Origin of the sequence: Pseudomonas marginalis (assembly GCF_008692035.1) — a bacterium.
Taxonomy (GTDB): Bacteria; Pseudomonadota; Gammaproteobacteria; order Pseudomonadales; family Pseudomonadaceae; genus Aquipseudomonas; species Aquipseudomonas marginalis.
Window position 1 is genome coordinate 1,227,881 of record NZ_VTFG01000002.1, and the last position, 20,471, is coordinate 1,248,351.

At 60.7% G+C, this 20,471-nt stretch carries 16 protein-coding genes; 11 read left to right on the plus strand and 5 right to left on the minus strand.

Translation table 11 applies throughout. From position 1 onward, the window contains the following. Nucleotides 1-89: 89 nt before the first annotated feature. Nucleotides 90-1,553: an ATP-dependent RNA helicase RhlB gene (gene rhlB, locus FX984_RS25855; protein ID WP_169899203.1), complete on the plus strand. Its 1,464-nt coding sequence runs from the start codon at nucleotides 90-92 to the stop codon at nucleotides 1,551-1,553. 144 nt (nucleotides 1,554-1,697) lie between these two features. On the opposite strand, the gene moaE is transcribed toward rhlB, so the two are convergent. The 5 genes from moaE to FX984_RS25880 form a co-directional block, all read right to left on the minus strand. Then, nucleotides 1,698-2,147, minus strand: coding sequence for a molybdopterin synthase catalytic subunit MoaE (gene moaE, locus FX984_RS25860; protein WP_027604719.1), 450 nt, complete (start codon nucleotides 2,145-2,147; stop codon nucleotides 1,698-1,700). A 2-nt stretch (nucleotides 2,148-2,149) separates the two neighbouring features. Then, the gene (gene moaD, locus FX984_RS25865) at nucleotides 2,150-2,392 is read right to left on the minus strand and encodes a molybdopterin converting factor subunit 1 (protein WP_027604720.1); all 243 of its coding nucleotides are present in this window, start codon (nucleotides 2,390-2,392) and stop codon (nucleotides 2,150-2,152) included. Beyond that, nucleotides 2,389-2,862: a cyclic pyranopterin monophosphate synthase MoaC gene (moaC, locus tag FX984_RS25870; RefSeq protein ID WP_027604721.1), complete on the minus strand. Its 474-nt coding sequence runs from the start codon at nucleotides 2,860-2,862 to the stop codon at nucleotides 2,389-2,391. The genes moaD and moaC overlap by 4 nt, the downstream gene beginning before the upstream one ends. Before the next feature lie 88 nt (nucleotides 2,863-2,950). Beyond that, nucleotides 2,951-4,345, minus strand: coding sequence for a PhoH family protein (locus FX984_RS25875; RefSeq protein ID WP_005785025.1), 1,395 nt, complete (start codon nucleotides 4,343-4,345; stop codon nucleotides 2,951-2,953). A 347-nt stretch (nucleotides 4,346-4,692) separates the two neighbouring features. Beyond that, on the minus strand, nucleotides 4,693-5,817 hold the full coding sequence (locus FX984_RS25880; RefSeq protein ID WP_027604722.1) for a polysaccharide deacetylase family protein: 1,125 nt from the start codon (nucleotides 5,815-5,817) through the stop codon (nucleotides 4,693-4,695). A 120-nt stretch (nucleotides 5,818-5,937) separates the two neighbouring features. Here FX984_RS25880 and yaaA point away from each other — a divergent pair, with 120 nt between their 5' ends. The 10 genes from yaaA (at nucleotide 5,938) to FX984_RS25935 (ending at nucleotide 20,466) form a co-directional block, all read left to right on the plus strand. Beyond that, nucleotides 5,938-6,717: a peroxide stress protein YaaA gene (gene yaaA, locus FX984_RS25885; protein ID WP_027604723.1), complete on the plus strand. Its 780-nt coding sequence runs from the start codon at nucleotides 5,938-5,940 to the stop codon at nucleotides 6,715-6,717. An 886-nt stretch (nucleotides 6,718-7,603) separates the two neighbouring features. Next, the gene (locus tag FX984_RS25890; protein WP_027604724.1) at nucleotides 7,604-8,920 is read left to right on the plus strand and encodes a nucleotide sugar dehydrogenase; all 1,317 of its coding nucleotides are present in this window, start codon (nucleotides 7,604-7,606) and stop codon (nucleotides 8,918-8,920) included. 83 nt (nucleotides 8,921-9,003) lie between these two features. Continuing rightward, the gene (alg8, locus tag FX984_RS25895) at nucleotides 9,004-10,485 is read left to right on the plus strand and encodes a mannuronan synthase (RefSeq protein WP_161985711.1); all 1,482 of its coding nucleotides are present in this window, start codon (nucleotides 9,004-9,006) and stop codon (nucleotides 10,483-10,485) included. 38 nt (nucleotides 10,486-10,523) lie between these two features. Continuing rightward, a complete protein-coding gene (locus FX984_RS25905) occupies nucleotides 10,524-11,690 on the plus strand; it encodes an alginate biosynthesis protein Alg44 (RefSeq protein WP_027604726.1) in 1,167 nt (388 codons plus the stop codon). Nucleotides 11,691-11,692: 2 nt separating this feature from the next. Beyond that, a complete protein-coding gene (algK, locus tag FX984_RS25910) occupies nucleotides 11,693-13,084 on the plus strand; it encodes an alginate biosynthesis TPR repeat lipoprotein AlgK (protein ID WP_027604727.1) in 1,392 nt (463 codons plus the stop codon). After that, nucleotides 13,081-14,568, plus strand: coding sequence for an alginate export family protein (locus FX984_RS25915; RefSeq protein ID WP_027604728.1), 1,488 nt, complete (start codon nucleotides 13,081-13,083; stop codon nucleotides 14,566-14,568). Before algK ends, FX984_RS25915 begins: the two co-directional genes overlap by 4 nt. After that, the gene (gene algG / locus FX984_RS25920) at nucleotides 14,568-16,136 is read left to right on the plus strand and encodes a mannuronan 5-epimerase AlgG (protein ID WP_027604729.1); all 1,569 of its coding nucleotides are present in this window, start codon (nucleotides 14,568-14,570) and stop codon (nucleotides 16,134-16,136) included. The genes FX984_RS25915 and algG overlap by 1 nt, the downstream gene beginning before the upstream one ends. Nucleotides 16,137-16,147: 11 nt before the next feature. Further along, complete coding sequence (locus tag FX984_RS25925; RefSeq protein ID WP_146476075.1) at nucleotides 16,148-17,596, plus strand: alginate O-acetyltransferase; 1,449 nt, start codon at nucleotides 16,148-16,150, stop codon at nucleotides 17,594-17,596. An 8-nt stretch (nucleotides 17,597-17,604) separates the two neighbouring features. Further along, nucleotides 17,605-18,714, plus strand: a complete 1,110-nt coding sequence (locus tag FX984_RS25930) for a mannuronate-specific alginate lyase (RefSeq protein WP_083236343.1) — start codon at nucleotides 17,605-17,607, stop codon at nucleotides 18,712-18,714. 219 nt (nucleotides 18,715-18,933) lie between these two features. Beyond that, complete coding sequence (locus tag FX984_RS25935) at nucleotides 18,934-20,466, plus strand: MBOAT family O-acyltransferase (protein WP_027604732.1); 1,533 nt, start codon at nucleotides 18,934-18,936, stop codon at nucleotides 20,464-20,466. Nucleotides 20,467-20,471 lie beyond the last annotated feature (5 nt).

The following is a 20,471-nucleotide window of genomic DNA, read 5'->3' on the forward strand; positions in this document are numbered from 1 at the left end:
CGTTTATGTAGCCGTATGACAGACGCACTACGCCGCGCCCGATTCTTGCATTACACTGGCCGGCGTACATTCCTTAACCAATTAATGAGATCACCGTGCTCAAAGCACTCAAGAAGATGTTCGGCAAAAGCGAGGCTGAGCCGCTCGCGCCTGTTCCCAGTGCTCCTGTCCCCTCCTCCGGCAGCCGCAATGACGGTCAACAGCCAGGCCGGACTGCACCTGTCGCCCAGCCGAAGACGCCGACGGTGACACCGCCCGAACAGGCAAAACCCGAGACCCAAGCCGCACCCGCCCCCAAGCCTCGCCGGGAACGCGCGCCCAAACCGCCGGTGATCCCGTGGAAACTCGAGGATTTCGTCGTCGAGCCCCAGGAAGGCAAGACCCGCTTCCATGATTTCAAACTGGCCCCGGAACTGATGCACGCCATCCAGGACCTGGGGTTCCCGTACTGCACGCCGATCCAGGCGCAGGTACTGGGCTTTACCCTCGCCGGCAAAGATGCCATCGGTCGTGCCCAGACCGGTACCGGCAAGACCGCCGCGTTCCTGATCTCGATCATCACCCAGCTGCTGCAAACGCCGCCGCCGAAAGAACGCTACATGGGTGAACCGCGTGCGCTGATCATCGCGCCTACCCGTGAACTGGTGGTGCAGATCGCCAAGGACGCCGCCGACCTGACCAAGTACACCGGCCTCAACGTCATGACGTTCGTCGGCGGCATGGACTTCGACAAGCAGCTCAAGCACCTCGAAGCCCGCCACTGCGACATCCTGGTGGCAACCCCCGGCCGCCTGCTGGACTTCAACCAGCGCGGCGACGTGCACCTGGACATGGTCGAAGTGATGGTGCTGGACGAAGCCGACCGCATGCTCGACATGGGTTTCATCCCACAAGTGCGCCAGATCATTCGCCAGACCCCGCCGAAAAACGAGCGCCAAACCCTGCTGTTCTCCGCGACCTTCACCGAAGACGTGATGAACCTCGCCAAGCAGTGGACCACCGAGCCGTCCATCGTCGAGATCGAAGCGGAAAACGTCGCCAGCGAAAACGTCGAACAGCACATCTATGCCGTGGCCGGTGCCGACAAGTACAAGCTGCTCTACAACCTGGTCAACGACAACGGCTGGGAACGCGTGATGGTGTTCGCCAACCGCAAGGACGAAGTGCGCCGCATCGAGGAACGCCTGGTGCGCGATGGCGTGAATGCCGCGCAACTGTCGGGCGATGTGCCGCAACACAAGCGCATCAAGACCCTGGAAGGCTTCCGCGAAGGCAAGATCCGCGTGCTGGTGGCCACCGACGTGGCCGGGCGCGGGATTCACATCGACGGCATCAGCCACGTGATCAACTTCACCCTGCCGGAAGTGCCGGACGACTATGTGCACCGCATCGGCCGTACCGGCCGTGCGGGGGCTGCGGGCGTGTCGATCAGCTTTGCCGGGGAGGATGACTCGTATCAGTTGCCGTCGATCGAGACCTTGCTGGGCCGCAAGATCAGTTGCGAGACTCCGCCGACGCACTTGCTGCGGGCTGTAGAACGCAAACGCCCGTAAGCTGAAAAGCGATAAAAATGTGGGAGGGGCGGTGCGACGATTCGACTTGCCCCCGATAGCAGTGGATCAGTCGATACATAAATTGACTGACGCACCGCTATCGGGGGCAAGCCCCCTCCCACATTTGGTTAAGTGTTCGGCTGGTTATTTCCAGCGATCCGCCGCAGCGTGGTCGCTGTCCCGCCCTTCCACCCAGCGCGCACCCTCACGGGTGTTTTCCTTCTTCCAGAAAGGCGCACGGGTTTTCAGGTAATCCATCACAAACGCACAGGCATCGAACGCGGCCTGGCGATGGGCACTGGCGGCGGCCACGAACACTATCGGCTCGCCAGGCTCCAGCGCACCGATACGATGCAGCACTTCGAGCTTGAGCAGCGGCCAGCGTTGCTCGGCTTCGACGGCGATCTTGGCCAAGGCTTTTTCAGTCATGCCCGGATAGTGTTCGAGAAACATCCCGGACACCTCTCGGCCCTCGTTGAAATCGCGCACATAGCCGACGAAACTCACCACCGCGCCCACGCCCACATTCGCCGCGTGCATCGCGTTGACCTCGGCACCGGGGTCAAACGGTTCGACCTGTACACGAATGGCCATGTTCAGCCTCCGGTCACGGGCGGGAAGAACGCAACTTCATCACCGGCCTGCAACGGCTCGTCGAGAGCACACAACTCCTGGTTGCGAGCACACATCAAGCTGGTTTCGTTGAGCACTTCAAAGCCCGGATCAGCGGCCAGCGCCTGGCGCACGGCATCGACCGTGGCGAATTCGCCTTCCATCTCAAGTGAATCCAGGCCTATTTTTTCGCTGTAACGCGCGAAAAACAGTACGTTGATGCTCATTGTCCATCCGCCTTGAAATGCCCGCTCTTACCGCCAAGCTTTTCCAGCAGGCGGATGTTTTCGATGGTCATGCCGCGATCCACGGCCTTGCACATGTCGTAGATCGTCAGCGCCGCGACGCTGGCCGCCGTCAACGCTTCCATCTCTACGCCGGTCTGCCCGGACAGCTTGCAGCGCGCGACGATGTGTACCGAGTCTGCGCCATCGGCACTCAGTTCGACCTTGACTCCGGTCAACATCAGCGGGTGACACAGGGGAATCAGATCACTGGTTTTTTTCGCCGCCTGGATCCCGGCGATGCGGGCCACGGCAAACACGTCGCCCTTGGGATGGGCGCCGTCGACGATCATTTGCAGGGTCTCGGGCAGCATGCGCACCCGCGCTTCGGCCACCGCCTCCCGGAACGTCACGGACTTGTCGGTGACGTCGACCATATGGGCGCGACCTTGGGAATCGAGATGAGTCAGCACAGGGATACTCCTGATCAGGAGCGGCGATTGTAAACCCAACACGCAATAAATGTGGGAGCAGCGGTGCGACGCACCGCCGCTCCAACGGTTACAGGTGCGACTCTGCGTATTCAGCCAGAATCGAGCGAGGCACCCCTTGCAGCGCGATATGCACGCCGTTCGGGAAGTCCTTGAAGCGTTCCGTCAGGTAGGTCAGCCCGGAGCTGGTCGCGGACAGGTAAGGGGTGTCGATCTGTGCCAGGTTGCCCAGGCACACCACTTTGGAACCGGCGCCGGCACGGGTGATGATGGTTTTCATCTGGTGCGGGGTCAGGTTCTGGCATTCATCGATCAAAATCAGGCTCTGCTGGAAGCTGCGACCTCGGATGTAGTTGAGGGATTTGAACTGCAACGGCACTTTGCTGAGGATGTAGTCGACGCTGCCATGGGTGTTTTCGTCATCCATGTGCAAGGCTTCGAGGTTGTCGGTGATCGCCCCCAGCCACGGCTCCATTTTTTCCGCCTCGGTACCGGGCAAAAAGCCGATTTCCTGGTCCAGGCCCTGCACGGAGCGGGTGGCGATGATGCGGCGATAGCGCTTGGTCACCATGGTCTGCTCGATGGCGGCAGCCAGGGCGAGGATGGTTTTACCGGAACCGGCAGCGCCCGTCAGGTTGACCAGGTGGATGTCCGGGTCGAGCAGCGCATACAGCGCCAGGCTCTGGTAGATGTCACGCGGTTTCAGGCCCCAGGCTTCCTGGTGCAACAGGGGTTCCTGATGCAGGTCGAGGATCAGCAGCTTGTCGACCTGGATCTCTTTGATCCAGCCCACGAAGCCCTGTTCGTCGACAATGAATTCATTGATATGCACGGCCGGCAGGTTGTCGATCAGTTGTACCTGGTGCCAGGTACGGCCATGGTCCTGACGGGTTTCGACCTTGCTGACACGGTCCCAGAACGAGCCGGTCATCATGTGATAACCACGGGACAGCATCGACACGTCGTCGACCAGTTGGTCGGTACTGTAGTCCTCGGCAGCGATCCCACACGCTCGTGCCTTGAGGCGCATATTGATGTCTTTGGTCACCAGCACCACGCGCAGGTCCTTGTCGCGAGCGTGCAGGTCGATCAATTGGTTGATGATTTTGTTGTCGTTCAGGTTTTCCGGCAGCAGGCTGTTGGGCTCGCTGCGCTTGCTCATCAGGATCGACAGCAAGCCCTTGGGCCCGCTTTTGCCGCGCTGGATCGGCACGCCGACCTCAACGTCCTCGGGTGACGCTTCGCCCAGGGTCTTGTCGATCAGGCGGATGGCCTGGCGGCATTCGGCAGCCACGCTGTGGTGCCCGCTTTTGAGTTTGTCGAGCTCCTCAAGCACGATCATCGGGATGGCGACGTGGTGTTCTTCGAAGTTAAGCAGTGCGTTTGGATCGTGGATCAGTACATTGGTATCAAGCACATAAAGGATTGGCTGGTCGGAAGAAGGGTTACGTCCATGATCATCCATACTCGGTCACCTTTGTGGGAGCCAGTCGACGCAATACCACAACAGTGCTGCGCCTCGATTCGACCACCGACTGCACCTGAGTGACGTCAAGCGCAGTGCCCACATGAGGAGTCTTGGAAGACGCCACCTGTGTTGCAGGTTTCGGCGATCTGACTTCGTAATACCGCAAAACCCATGACAGGAAAAAGTACTTTGACGCTTTTTTGAAGTTTATTTTTCAGGATGACGAATAGCACTAGCCGAGTGCCCGATGCACCGTTAAAGTCGGAAGTCCGCCTGCATCGAAATGTCGCACAAAATCAGCGCCAAAATGCCTCCAACCCAACAGGGCCGGGCACTTCATCCTTTTAACGAAACGCCTCCCGGCAGTCCTGCCAACCCAGCCCACTCTGCGCCGTTGCCTGCAGCAACATCGGCAATGCCACCCGCGCCTTATCCTGGGTGTCGTGAAACACAATCACGCCTTTGCGCCACAACAGCATCAACGTCAGCACCCGTTGCGCCGACTCATCGGCCTTGAGCTTGCCCGGCTCGTCCTGGGAATCGATGTCCCATAACGCCACCTGCAAGCCCTGGGACTGGAAGAACCCCTGGCTGTCCGCGCGCCGCTGCCCGTAAGGCGGGCGGAACAGCGGCACGTAGTTTTCCGGCATCAGGTTCTGCACCAACTGCGCGCTGCGGGTGATGGAACTCTGCCAGTCCACCCAATGGCTGTGGGAACGGTACTGCCAGCCCTCGGTACCGACGCACTGTCCCTGGTACAACGCCTCCACCTCAGCGGCAGAACTGCGCTCCACACGGTTTTGCAGGCTGCTGCCGAGGACAAAGAAGGTGGCGTTCATCTTCTGCTTGCGCAGGTAGTCGGCGAGCCAGTCGGTGTTGCCGCTGACCGGTGCCGGACCGCCGTCGAAGGTCAGCAGGAACAGGCGGTCGTTGAACTCATCGCCATTGCGTTCATGGTCGCCAAAGCGCGCGACTTCGCTGCTGATCTGCGGAAACAGCGCGGCCTTGCGCAGCAGTTCGTCCAGATAACGCTCGTGGAAAGCATGGCTGGGGGCGGCCCAGCCTATATAGAAGGAGTCTTCGCTGATCGCCAGCTTGCCGGCCTGCTCGCGCAGGTCGTCCATGTTCTCCACCAGGTAGCAGAACGAGGCGTCGACTTCGCAGCTCTGCTGGGCGAACGTGTAGTTCTCCAGCAGGCGCTGCCAAAGCTCGCGACGCAGATCGTCGATGGCGGCCAGGTTGATGATCTTCAAGCCCAGGCGCTGCTTGAGTGCGGTTTCATCCTGGGATTCACTGGCCAGCAGGCTGTGGGCGAACATCAGGATTTCCGCACGCGAAGCCACGTCGAACAGGGCAGGACTGCTGAGTTTTTCCGGCCAGGTGCCACGGTCCAGGCTGGCTACATCCACCGGCGCCGCCTGGGCATTCAGGCACAGCAGGCACGCCGACAATAAAAGCGCTATTCGCACGCAGGGTCTCCCTCTCCAGAGTCACCGGCCATCATAGCGGATCGCGCCTATCGCCATCATAGGTGGAGTCAAAACGCCCAACCCCCTAGAATCCCCGCACGATTTACAGGAGACGACTTCATGCTGATGGTGATTTCCCCCGCCAAGACCCTCGATTTCGAGACCCCAGCGGTGACCCAGCGCTTTACCCAGCCACAGTACCTGGACCATTCCCAGGTGCTGATCGAGCAACTGCGCGAGCTGAGCCCGGCGCAGATCAGCGAATTGATGCACGTGTCCGACAAGATCGGTGGCCTCAATGCCGCCCGCTTCGGCAGCTGGACCCCGGCCTTCACCCCCGAGAATGCCAAGCAGGCCTTGCTGGCGTTCAAGGGCGACGTGTACACCGGCCTGAACGCCGAGACCTTCAGCGATGCCGACTTCAGCTACGCCCAGGACCACCTGCGCATGCTCTCGGGCCTGTACGGCCTGCTGCGCCCCCTGGACCTGATGATGCCGTACCGCCTGGAGATGGGCACCAAACTCGCCAACGCCCGTGGCAAGGACCTGTACGCCTTCTGGGGCACGCGCATCAGCGAATGGCTGAACGAAGCCCTGGCCGAACAAGGCGACGACGTGCTGCTCAACCTGGCCTCCAACGAGTACTTCTCGGCGGTCAAGCGCACGGCCCTGAACGCTCGGATCATCAACACCGAGTTCAAGGACCTGAAGAACGGCCAGTACAAGATCATCAGCTTCTACGCGAAAAAGGCCCGGGGCATGATGAGCCGCTTCGTGATCGAAGAGCGCATCAACGATCCGGCCAGGCTCAAGCAGTTCGATGTGCAGGGTTACCGCTTCAATGCGGAGCAGTCCAAGCCGGACAATCTGGTGTTCCTGCGCGATCACGCACCGGAATAAGGCCGTACCAGCCTCTTTCAGACAATGAAATCCAAATGTGGGAGGGGCTTGCCCCGATTGCGGTGGTTCAGTCACGAATCTATCGACTGATGCACTGCCATCGGGGGCAAGCCTCCTCCCACATTTTTATCCGCGCTTCACACCAAGAATCGTCATTTATTTGACGTCAAAAAATATCCCGACACATCCCTAACATTTCTTTCACTCGACTTTTCCGATTTTTTTTCGTAGTGGCACCACTTTTTTAAAACACTAGTGGCACAAAACTATCCCTTCGCGCCAACTACCCGTAACTACTGGCCCAGATAGCAAGTGCTATCAATATAGTACCAGTGCCATCTTTACCTATATTTCAAGAAATTTCGGGAAACAGGATGAGCGGCCAGGAACTTCGTCCTGAAGCGCCGCTCATACCACCGGTAACGAAATTCTCTGTTTCTGTAGGAGATGACTTACAAGGCGGACCAACGGAAGTAGCGAAGTTGTCATATTCAACTTTGACTCAGTGGTCACATTACCAACCGATTAGTTGAGAGCGGCGATAAGGATCCATTGCCACGAACTATAAGGCCAAGGCTGTGCTTACCCTAATGGGTCAGTGAGACAACCCAAGGCATTGATATGTAAAGGCTTACAGCCTCTATCAAGGCCCTGCGGCACTGGCGCCAGGCCCTTCTCCCAGGAAGGCTGGCTGCATTTCAGGGCAGGCCCCAATAACAAGGCCAAGTTGCGCACAACTTGAGTGCAATAGTTAGTCACTCGTTATTCAACATGCCTGTACGCGGCAAGTCGGCGTCTATTCGCCCAACTTTCGCGGCATTTGTGACGTTTGCAAACATGAACTCCGGCCATCTAATGGCATGATTTAAATACAGAGGTAATTGCGATGCGCATCAGCATATTTGGTTTGGGTTACGTTGGCGCAGTGTGTGCCGGTTGCCTGTCTGCCCGTGGCCACGAAGTGGTCGGCGTAGACATCTCCAAGGAAAAGATCGACCTGATCAACGCCGGCAAATCGCCGATCGTCGAGCCGGGTCTGGGCGAACTGTTGAGCCAGGGCATCGCAAACGGTCGACTGCGCGGCACCACCAACTTCGCCGACGCCATCCGTGATACTGACCTGTCGATGATTTGCGTCGGTACGCCGAGCAAGAAGAACGGCGACCTGGAACTCAACTACATCGAATCGGTATGCCGCGAGATCGGTTTTGTCCTGCGTGACAAGACCACCCGCCACACCATCGTGGTACGCAGCACCGTGTTGCCGGGCACCGTCGCCAACGTGGTGATCCCAATCCTCGAAGACTGCTCCGGCAAGAAAGCCGGCGTCGACTTCGGTGTTGCGGTCAACCCGGAATTCCTGCGCGAATCCACCGCCATCGCCGACTACGACCTGCCACCGATGACCGTCATCGGCGAATTCGACAAAGCCTCCGGCGATGTCCTGCAGTCGCTGTACGAAGAACTCGACGCACCGATCATCCGCAAGGACATCGCCGTAGCCGAGATGATCAAGTACACCTGCAACGTGTGGCACGCCACCAAGGTCACCTTCGCCAACGAGATCGGCAACATCGCCAAGGCGGTCGGCGTCGACGGTCGCGAAGTGATGGAAGTGGTCTGCCAGGACAAGACCCTCAACCTGTCCCAGTACTACATGCGCCCAGGCTTCGCGTTCGGCGGCTCCTGCCTGCCTAAAGACGTGCGCGCCCTGACCTACCGCGCCAGTTCCCTGGACGTGGAAGCGCCGCTGCTCAACTCGCTGATGCGCAGCAACGAGTCCCAGGTGCAGAACGCCTTCGACATCGTCGCCGGCCACGACAAACGCAAAGTCGCCCTGCTGGGCCTGAGCTTCAAGGCCGGTACCGACGACCTGCGCGAAAGCCCGCTGGTCGAGCTGGCGGAAATGCTGATCGGCAAGGGCTACGACCTGAGCATCTACGACAGCAACGTCGAGTACGCCCGTGTCCACGGTGCCAACAAGGACTACATCGAAGGCAAGATCCCCCACGTGTCGTCCCTGCTCAACTCGGACTTCGATGATGTGATCAACAACTCCGACGTGATCATCCTCGGTAACCGCGACGAGAAGTTCCGCGCCCTGGCGCAGAACGCACCGCACGGCAAGCAAGTGATCGACCTGGTGGGCTTCATGTCCAAGGCCACCAGTACGACAGGCCGTACCGAAGGCATTTGCTGGTAACAGCAACGGTAAGTTTCGAGCTGCAGGCGTACCAATCCCCAGCGCTTGCAGCTCGAAGCCTTCTTCACCTTCGGATGACGCTTATGTCCAAGTTAAAACACGTACTGCTCCAATCCGCCGGCTGGCTGTTCTTTCTGAGCCTGCTGATGGGTCTCGCCCTGCTGTTGCCGGCGAGTACGTTCGACTCCGAGTCGAAGAATTTTATTTTCCTGATTGGCGCTGTCGGTATCTGGCGCTACTCGATGGGTGCTACGCATTTCTTTCGCGGCATGCTGTTCCTGTACGTGGTCTACCCGCACCTGCGCCGTAAAGTGCGCAAGCTGGGCAAGGCTGCCGATCCGTCCCACGTGTTCCTGATGGTCACCAGCTTCCGTATCGATGCGCTGACCACCGCGCAGGTCTACAGCTCGGTGATTCGCGAGGCCATCGAATGCGGCTTCCCCACCACCGTGGTCTGCTCGCTGGTGGAAATGTCCGATGAGCTGCTGGTCAAGAGCCTCTGGGAACGCATGAACCCGCCGGATCACGTCAAGCTCGACTTCGTGCGTATCGCCGGTACCGGCAAGCGCGACGGCCTGGCCTTCGGTTTCCGCGCCATCTCTCGCCACCTGCCGGACGACCGCGCCGTGGTTGCCGTGATCGATGGCGACACCGTGCTCGCCGAAGGCGTGGTGCGCAAGACCGTGCCGTGGTTCCAGCTGTTCGGCAACGTCGGCGGCCTGACCACCAACGAATTCTGCGAAGTGCGCGGCGGCTACATCATGAGCGAGTGGCACAAACTGCGCTTCGCCCAGCGCCACATCAACATGTGCTCCATGGCCCTGTCCAAGCGCGTGCTGACCATGACCGGCCGTATGTCGGTGTTCCGCGCCAACGTCGTGACGGACCCGGGCTTTATCGCCGACGTGGAAAGCGACTCGCTGCAGCACTGGCGCCTGGGCCGCTTCAAGTTCCTCACCGGTGACGACAAGTCCAGCTGGTTCAGCCTGATGCGCCTGGGCTACGACACCTTCTACGTGCCGGACGCCGCGATCCACACCGTGGAACACCCGCCGGAAAAGAGCTTTATCAAAGCCAGCCGCAAGCTGATGTTCCGCTGGTACGGCAACAACCTGCGCCAGAACTCCCGAGCCCTGGGCCTGGGTGTGCGTCGGCTGGGCCTGTTCACCAGCATCGTGTTGTTCGACCAGCGTGTGTCGATGTGGACCTCCCTGCTCGGCCTGACCGTGGCAATCATCGCCACCTTCAAGTACGGCGGCGCGTTCATCCTCGCGTACCTGCTGTGGATCGGCATCACCCGCCTGATCCTGACCCTGCTGCTGTCGTGCTCCGGCCACAAGATCGGCCCGGCTTACCCGGCGATTCTCTATTACAACCAGATCATGGGCGCGTTGGTGAAGATCTACGTGTTCTTCCGCCTTGATCAACAGTCCTGGACCCGCCAGGACACCAAACTGACCCGCGATTTGGCCAGCTTTCAACGTTGGTTCAACACCTGGTCGTCTCGGACCATGACCTTCTCCGCCGGCAGCATCTTCGTTGCCGTGTTGCTGATGATGGTCTGACCCTGCCAAGCCTGAATTAACCAAGGAATTACACCGTCATGAACAGCCAAGTAAATGCCAACGTTGTCCACGAGTCCGAAGCCCAGCGTCAACATGCCCGGGTCAAAATCCCGGCCAAGCTGCGCTTCTTCAACACTGACCGCACCCAGACCGAAGCGCGGGTGATCGACCTGTCCGCCGGCGGCCTGGCGTTCACCGCCACCCAGCCGTTGACCGTGGGTGAAGTGCACAAGGGTCGCCTGCAGTTCGTCATCGATAACCTCGGCCTGGCCATGGATGTGGAGCTGCAGATCCGCTCCTACGACCGCCAGACCGGCCGCACCGGTTGCCAGTTCCAGAACCTCGACGCCCAGGATATTTCCACCCTGCGCCACCTGATCACCTCGCACCTGTCCGGCGACATCGTGACCATGGGTGACGTGCTGGCGACCCTGCAACGCGACAACTTCACCAAGGCGCGCAAGGTCAAGGACAGCGGCAGCAACATGAGCGCCTTCGGTCGCCTGCGCGCCGTGACGTTCAGCCTGGCGATCTTCCTCGTCGGCCTGGCAGCCTTCGGCTTCGTGTTCAAATCGGTGTACGGCATGTACTTCGTCAGCCACGCCCAGGCGGGCCTGGTCAGCGTGCCCGGCATGAACGTGACCATGCCCCGCGACGGCACCGTGCAAAGCCTGCTCAAAGGTGACGCGGTGGCGGCCAAAGGTGCGCCACTGGCGACCTTCAGCACCAGCATGCTGGATGTGCTCAAGGGCCACCTGGACGAAGACCAGCTGCAGCCGGCCAAGGTCGAAGAGCTGTTCGGCAAGCAAATGACCGGCACCCTCACCTCGCCATGCGATTGCGTGGTCGCCCAGCAACTGGTCGCCGACGGCCAGTACGCCAGCAAAGGCGACGTGATCTTCCAACTGGTGCCACGCGGCAGCCAGGCTAACGTCGAAGCTCGCTTTACCTATCGCCAGTTCGGTGACGTGCGCCCAGGCACCCCGGTGAGCTTCCAGGTGGCCGACGAAGAACAGACCCGCACCGGCACCATCGTCAGCAGCACCAGCCTGAACAGCGCCGACCTGTCCTCCGACATCCGCGTACAGATCAAGCCTGACGCCCCGCTGGACAGCGCCTACGCCGGCCGCCCGGTGGAAGTGACCAGCGACCGTGGCCCATCCCTGAACTGGCTGATCGATAAAGCCATGGCTGCGGGTCTTTAATCATGAGCGCCCTTCGAACCCTGCCGGTGCCCCTGGCGCTGGCCATCGCCCTCGCCGGTTGCGCCGGCCTGCCCGACCAACGCCTGGCCAATGAAGCGCTCAAGCGTGGCGACACCGTCACCGCGCAGCAGAATTACCAGCAACTGGCAGAACTGGGTTACAGCGAGGCCCAGGTGGGCCTGGCCGATATCCAGGTAGGCACCCGCGATCCGGCGCAAATCAAACAGGCCGAGGCCACCTACCGCGCTGCGGCGGATACCTCGCCACGTGCCCAGGCCCGCCTCGGTCGCCTGCTGGTGGCCAAGCCAGGCTCCACCGAAGCCGAGCACCATGAAGCCGAAGGCCTGCTGAAAAAAGCCTTTGCCAATGGCGAAGGCAACACCCTGATCCCGCTGGCGATGCTGTACCTGCAATACCCCCACAGCTTTCCCAACGTGAATGCCCAGCAGCAGATCAGCAAGTGGCAGGCCGCCGGGTACCCGGAAGCCGGCCTGGCCCAGGTCCTGCTGTATCGCACCCAGGACACCTACGACCAGCATCTGGATGATGTGGAGCGCATCTGCAAGGCCGCGCTGAACACCACCGATATCTGCTATGTCGAGCTGGCCACGGTCTACCAGAAAAAAGCCCAGCCGGAAAAACAGGCCGAACTGCTCAAGCAGATGGAAGCCGGCTACAGCCGCGGCACCGTCACCGCCCAACGCGTCGACAGCGTCGCCCGCGTATTGGGCGACGCCACGCTGGGCAAGACCGACGAGAAAACCGCCCAGGCCCTGCTGGAAAAAATCGCCCCCGGCTACCCCGCTTCCTGGGTCAGCCTGGCGCAACTGCTCTACGACTTCCCCGAACTGGGCGACGTCGACCAGATGATGAAATACCTGGACAACGGCCGCGCCGCCGACCAGCCGCGCGCCGAGCTGTTGCTGGGCAAGCTCTACTACGAAGGCAAGTGGGTGCCGGCGGACGCCAAGGCGGCTGAAGCGCACTTCCAGAAAGCCGTGGGCCGCGAAGTGGCTGCCGACTACTACCTCGGTCAGATCTACCGCCGTGGTTACCTGGGCCAGGTCTATTCGCAAAAAGCCCTGGACCACCTGCTGACCGCTGCGCGCAACGGCCAGAACAGCGCCGACTTCGCCATCGCCCAATTGTTTTCCCAAGGCAAGGGCACCAAGCCCGACCCATTGAATGCCTATGTCTTCAGCCAATTGGCCAAAGCCCAGGGCACGCCAGAGGCCAACGACCTGGCCACGCAGCTCGAAGCCCCGCTTACACCGGAACAACGCGCCCAGGGCCAACGCCTGGTGCAACAGGAACTGGCCGCCCGCGGCACCCTGGCCCAGAGCACGCTGCAACTGCACGCCCTGGAAGAAGAAGACGGCGAGGAATCCCTATGAAGCTCAATCCATTCGTGCAGGCCGGCATCGGCCTGACCTTCGCCCTGCTGTGGTCGTGCCCGACCCTGGCCGCGCTGACCGAAGCCAAGAATTTCGGCCTGGAAGTCAAAGTCACCGGCCAGTCCGAAGATGACCGCGACCTCGGCACCCAGAAAGGCGGCGACGTCAACGGCATCGGCCTCGACCTGCGCCCGTGGATCTACGGCGAAAGCGGCAACTGGAGCGCCTACGCCATGGGCCAGGCGGTTGCTTCGAGCGACATCATCGAGACCGACACCCTGCAACAGTCGGCGGATGACGAAAACCAGCAAACCACCAACAACGACCGCAAGACCAAGAAAAACTACCTGGCCATGCGCGAGTTCTGGGTCGGCTACAGCGGCTTCACGCCCTACCCCGGCGAGATCCTCAAACTTGGTCGCCAACGCCTGCGCAACGACGACGGCCAATGGCGCGACACCAACATCGAAGCGCTGAACTGGACCTTCGACACCACCCTGCTCAAGGCCAACGTCGGCGTCGCCGAACGTTTCAGCGAATACCGTACCGACCTCAAGGAACTGTCGCCCAAGGATAAGGACCGTCAGCACCTCTACGCCGACGCGTCCTACCAGTGGACGCCAGGCCAGTGGATCGGCCTGCGTGGCCACCACACCCATGACAACGGCAAGCTCGACTACCCGGAACCGGGCGTCGCCACCGACTCCCTGGACAAGCGCGAGAACGGCGACCTGACCTGGCTCGGCATCGAAGCCAACAGCGACGCCTACAACTGGCGCAACACCAACACCGTCAACTACTGGGCCAGCATCACCGGCATGAAAGGCGACCGCGACTCGGTCAATGCCTTGAACGCCGACGGCACCCGCCCGACAGAGGCCAAGCGCAGCGATGACGTGAGTGGCTGGGCGACCGACCTGGGTATCCGCCTGCGTCTGGACCCGCAATGGCAAGTGGGTGCGGCCTATGCCCGCGCCAGTGCCGAGTACGAGCAGAACGGCCTGCAAAGCAACCGTTCGAACTGGACCGGTACCCAGTCCCGCGTGCACCGTTTCGGCGAAGCGTTTCGTGGCGAGATGAACAACATGCAGTCCATGAGCCTGTTCGGTTCCTGGCAGCTGCGTGAGGACTACGACGCCAGCCTGGTGTACCACAAGTTCTGGCGCGTCGACGGCAACAAGCCAGTCGGCAGCAACGGCATCGACGCCGTGCAGAACAACACCGATGACGTCACCGGCGCGATCCTGTCCAGCACTTCCCTGCCCCTTGAAGACGGCAAGAAAGACCTGGGCCAGGAGATGGACCTTGTCGTCACCAAGTACTTCAAGACCGGCCTGCTGCCGGCCGCGCTCAGCCAGTCGGTTGACGAGCCATCAGCCCTGGTGCGGTTCCGTGCCGGTGTGTTCAAGCCAGGTGATGCCTATGGCAGCCAGGTCGACTCGTACATGCATCGCGCGTTTGTCGACGTGATCTGGAAATTCTGATGGGAGCCTGCGCAATGAATGCTCAAAGCCTACTCGTCGCGGCAATGCTGATGGCCAGTGCCACAGCGTTTGCCGATACGGCGGCCAAGGCGCCGACCATCGCCAAGGAACTGCAACAGGCCAAGACCTACACCATTTCCAGCCCGCCGACCGCGCCGCTGGAAATGGCCAAGCCAGCCCTGCCTGACCTGTCGGGTTATACCGCCGCAGCGATGGAAAAGAAGATCGTACGCACCAAGCCCGGCAAGATCAGCATCCGCCGCATGATGCAGGAAGACGCCCTCAAGGACTTTATCGGCGGCGACAACAAGATGGCCGAATGGGTGGTGCGCCAGCACGGCATTCCCCAGGCGATCTTTGTCGACGACGGCTACATGAACCTCAAGGACCTGCTGGGCAAAGTGCCCAAGCAGTACTTCAGCGAAACTTCGCCGGGCGTGTTCCTGGCCAAGTTGCCGATCGTGGTCGGGCGCAAGGGCATCCTGGACATCGATAAAAACACCCAGGAGCTGCGCCTGTCCCAGGAGGGTGGTTCGTTCCTGATCAACGACGGTCAGCTGTTCGTGCGTGACACCAAAATCACCGGTTGGAGCGAAAAGGCCAATGGCCCGGCGCTGTTCAAGTCGCCCAAGGAATTCCGCCCGTTCCTGCTGGCCTGGGGCGGCACCGAGACCTACGTCTCCAAGACCAAGATGGCCAGCTTCGGCTATGCCAACAGTAAGTCGTACGGGGTGAGTATTTCCCAGTACACGCCGAACATGGCCAAGGTGCTCAAGCGCCCCGAGCCGACCGGCTGGATCATTGATTCCGAGTTCTCGGACATGTGGTACGGCTTCTACTGCTACGAGACCACGGGCTTCGTGATCAAGGGCAACACCTACAAAGACAACATCGTCTACGGCATTGACCCCCATGACCGTTCCCACGGCCTGATCATCGCGGACAACACCGTCTACGGCACCAAGAAGAAGCACGGCATCATCATTTCCCGTGAGGTGAACGACAGCTTCATCTTCAACAACCGCAGCTACGACAACAAGCTTTCGGGCCTGGTGATCGACCGTAACAGCGTGAACAACCTGATCGCCGACAACGAGATCTACCGCAACCACACCGACGGCATCACCCTCTATGAGAGCGGCGACAACCTGCTGTGGGGCAACAAGGTGATCAGCAACCGTCGCCACGGCATCCGCGTGCGTAACAGCGTGAACATCAAGTTGTACGAGAACACCTCGATGGCCAACGGCCTGACCGGCGTGTACGGCCACATCAAGGATTTGACCGACACCGACCGCGACATCGCCCTCGACCCTTTCGACGCCAAGGTCTCGCTGATCGTGGTCGGCGGTGAACTGGCGGGTAACGGCAGCGGGCCGTTGTCCATCGACTCGCCACTGAGTATCGAGCTGTACCGCGTGTCGATGCTGGCGCCGACCAAATCCAGCGGCATCAGCTTTTCCGGCGTGCTGGGCGATCGCCAGGAAGAAATTCTCGACCTGCTGGTGCGCCAGCAGAAAGCCGTGCTGATCGACCCTGTCGAACGCCAGACCGAAATGCAGGACTGAGGATGACCCTTATGCACCCACACATGATCAAACTGCTGAGCCTCTCGGGTCTGACCCTCGGCCTGCTCGCGGCCAGCCAGGGCGTGCGCGCCGACGAAATCAAGGCGCCGACCTTCACCGCCGAGCCCTGCTGCAGCCTGTGCCCGGCCGCCCATGACGCGAAGAACTACACCACGCGCTACCAGCAGAACTTCACCACCCTGGTGCAAGCCCAGGGCGACTGGCTGTTCCGTACCCAGGAAGACCTGCGCACCGAATTCGACACCAGCCCGGCCGGCTACAAGCGCATGCAACAACTGCACGACGCGTTCAAGGCCAAGGGCGTGGAGCTGGTAGTGGTCTACCAGCCGACCCGTGGCCTGGTGAACCGCAACAAGCTCAACCCCGCAGAAAAAGCCTCGTTCGATTTCGACAAGGCCCTGGGCAACTACAAGACCATGCTCGGCCGTTTCGCCAAGATGGGCTACGTGGTGCCGGACCTGTCGCCGTTGACCAACGAGCAACTGCCGGACGAACTGCCGGCCCACGACTTCTACTTCCGCGGCGACCAGCACTGGACTCCATACGGCGCCCAGCGCACGGCGAAAATCGTCGGCGCCAAGGTGCGTGCAATGCCTGAGTTCGCCGATATTCCCAAGCGCGAATTCGAGACCAAGCGCTCCGGACGCATGGGCAAGACCGGCACCCTGCACAACATGGCCGGGCAATTGTGCGGCACCAGCTACGCGATCCAGTACATGGACCAGTTCACCACCGAGCCGAAAGGCGAAGCCGGCGACGGCGACCTGTTCGGCGATTCGGGCAACCCGCAGATCACCCTGGTGGGCACCAGCCACAGTGGCAAGAACTACAACTTTGCCGGTTTCCTGGAACAGGAAATCGGTGCCGACATCCTCAACGTCGCCTTCCCCGGCGGTGGCCTGGAAGGCTCGATGATCCAGTACCTGGGCAGCGACGAATTCCAGAAGAGCCCGCCGAAAATCCTGATCTGGGAGTTCTCGCCGCTGTATCGCCTGGACCAGGAGACCATCTACCGCCAGATGATGGCGCTGCTCGACAACGGCTGCGAAGGCAAGACCGCCCAGATGAGCGCGAGCACTACATTGAAACCGGGCAAGAACGAATTGCTGGTTAACAGTTCGAACAAAGACCTGCGTAATGCCAATCACCAGGTTGATATCCGCTTCGCCGACCCGTCGGTGAAAACCTTGCAAGCCACCCTCTGGTACATGAACGGGCGCCACGAGGACATCAAGATCGAGAAACCCGAAACATCCGAAACAGACGGGCGTTTCGCCTTTGAACTGCGCACCGATGAAGACTGGGCCTCGCAGAACTTGCTGGCCGTGGAAGTGCAGGGCCCCGAAGCGGGCGCTGCCGCGCAGAAGGTCGAAGCGAAAATTTGCACACGCAACGTATTCCCAGCGGGCGGTCAACAGACTGCCTCGACAGGGCAATGAGGTTACTTATGCAGAAGTTATGGATTCCATCGTTACTGGGCCTGGCGATCTTCGCCGGTTCGGTCAACGCCGCCGCCCCGCTGCGTCCGCCCCAGGGCTACTTCGCACCGATTGAAGCGTTCAAGACCGGCGACTTCAAGGAAAACTGCGACACCATGCCGACGCCCTACACCGGGCCTCTGCAATTTCGCAGCAAGTACGAAGGTTCCGACAAAGCCCGTTCGACCCTGAACGTGCAGTCGGAAAAAGCCTTTCGCGACAGCACCGCCGATATCACCAAGCTGGAAAAAGACACCAGCAAGCGCGTGATGCAATTCATGCGCGACGGTCGCCCGGAGCAGCTCGAATGCACCCTGAACTGGCTGGTGTCGTGGGCCAAGGCCGATGCGTTGATGTCCAAGGACTTCAACCACACCGGCAAGTCCATGCGCAAATGGGCCCTGGGCAGCATGGCGTCGGCCTATGTGCGCCTGAAGTTCTCCGACTCGCACCCGTTGGCCAACCACCAGCAGGAGTCGCAACTGATCGAAGCCTGGTTCAACAAACTGGCCGATCAGGTGGTCAGCGACTGGGACAACCTGCCGCTGGAAAAAACCAACAACCACTCCTACTGGGCCGCCTGGTCGGTGATGGCAACGTCCGTCGCCACCAACCGTCGCGACCTGTTTGACTGGGCCGTCAAGGAATACAAGGTTGGCGTCAACCAGGTCGACGACCAAGGCTTCCTGCCCAACGAGTTGAAGCGTCAGCAGCGTGCCTTGTCGTACCACAACTACGCGTTGCCGCCGCTGTCGATGATCGCCAGTTTTGCCCTGGTCAACGGTGTCGACCTGCGCCAGGAAAACAACAGCGCACTCAAGCGCCTGGGCGACAAAGTGCTGGCCGGGGTCAAGGACCCGGAGATCTTCGAACAGAAGAACGGCAAGGAGCAGGACATGAAGGACCTGAAGCAGGACATGAAATTCGCCTGGCTCGAACCCTTCTGCACCCTCTACACCTGCGCACCGGATGTGATCGAACGCAAGCATGGCATGCAGCCGTTCAAGACCTTCCGCCTCGGGGGTGACCTGACCAAGGTCTACGACCCGACGCATGAAAAAGGCAACAAAGGTTCCTGAGCGAACTCGGTAAAAAATGTGGGAGGGGGCTTGCCCCCGATAGCAGGGTGTCATTCAACACAGATGGCGACTGTTACACCGCCATCGGGGGCAAGCCCCCTCCCACATTTTTGAGCCAGTTTCGTCAGTAGGAATGTTGTACCGCCCTCCCCGTCTTTTCGTGGGGGGGTTTGGGGGGGCTCTGGCCCTTGACTGTTGGTTAAACATGGAGAGATCGGGATGGTTTTCTCGTCCAATGTGTTCCTGTTTCTGTTCTTGCCGATCTTTCTCGGCTTGTACTACTTGAGCGGGCAACGCTATCGCAATCTGCTGCTGCTGATTGCCAGCTACGTGTTCTACGCCTGGTGGCGAGTGGACTTCCTGGCGCTGTTCGCCGCCGTCACGCTGTGGAACTACTGGATCGGCCTCAAGGTCGGTGCCGCCGGCGTGCGCACCAAGCCGGCCCAACGCTGGCTGCTGCTGGGCGTGGCGGTCGACCTGTGCATCCTCGGCTACTTCAAGTACGCCAACTTCGGCGTCGACAGCATCAACGTCATGATGAAGTCGGCCGGCCTGGAGCCTTTCATCCTCACCCACGTGCTGCTGCCGATCGGGATCTCGTTCTACATCTTCGAGTCCATCAGCTACATCATCGACGTGTACCGTGGCGATACCCCGGCGACCCGCAATCTCATCGACTTCGCGGCGTTCGTGGCGATCTTCCCGCACCTGATCGCCGGCCCGGTCCTGCGTTTCCGCGACCTGGCCGACCAGTTCAATAACCGCACCCACACCCTCGACAAGTTCTCCGAGGGCTGCACGCGGTTCATGCAGGGTTTCATCAAGAAGGTCTTCATCGCCGACACCCTGGCGGTGGTGGCCGACCATTGCTTCGCCCTGCAAAACCCCACCACCGGCGATGCCTGGCTGGGGGCGCTGGCCTACACCGCGCAGTTGTACTTCGACTTCTCCGGCTACAGCGACATGGCCATCGGCCTGGGCTTGATGATGGGTTTCCGCTTCATGGAAAACTTCAAGCAGCCGTACATCAGCCAGTCGATCACCGAGTTCTGGCGGCGCTGGCACATCAGCTTGTCCACCTGGCTGCGTGACTACCTGTACATCACCTTGGGCGGCAACCGTAAAGGCACGCTGACCACCTACCGCAACCTGTTCCTGACCATGCTGCTCGGTGGCCTGTGGCACGGTGCGAACATCACCTACATCGTGTGGGGTGCCTGGCACGGCATGTGGCTGGCGATTGAAAAAGCCATCGGCCTCAACACCGCACCGCGCAGTTTCAACGTACTGCGCTGGGCCTTCACCTTCCTGCTGGTGGTGATGGGCTGGGTGATCTTCCGCGCCGAAAACCTCCACGTCGCGGGCCGTATGTACGGTGCGATGTTCAGCTTCGGCGAGTGGTCGCTGTCGGAACTCAACCGCGCCAGCCTCACCGGCCTGCAAGTCGCGACCCTGGTGGTGGCGTACGCAACATTGGCGTTCTTCGGCCTGCGCGACTTCTACACCAACCGCCCTGCCGAGAAAACCAAGCCGGCCGACCCGAGCCTGATCAAGGCCGTGCCGGGCGACAACCCGGGCAGCATCCACGAGCCAGGTTTCACCGTAGGTCGTGACGCTGCCGTGCAACCGGCCTACTGGACCGCTGACTGGCCACGCTACGCCATGCGCGCGGCGGTGCTGCTGCTGTTCGTGGCGTCGATTCTCAAACTGTCGGCGCAGAGTTTCTCGCCGTTCCTTTACTTCCAATTCTGAGGGAG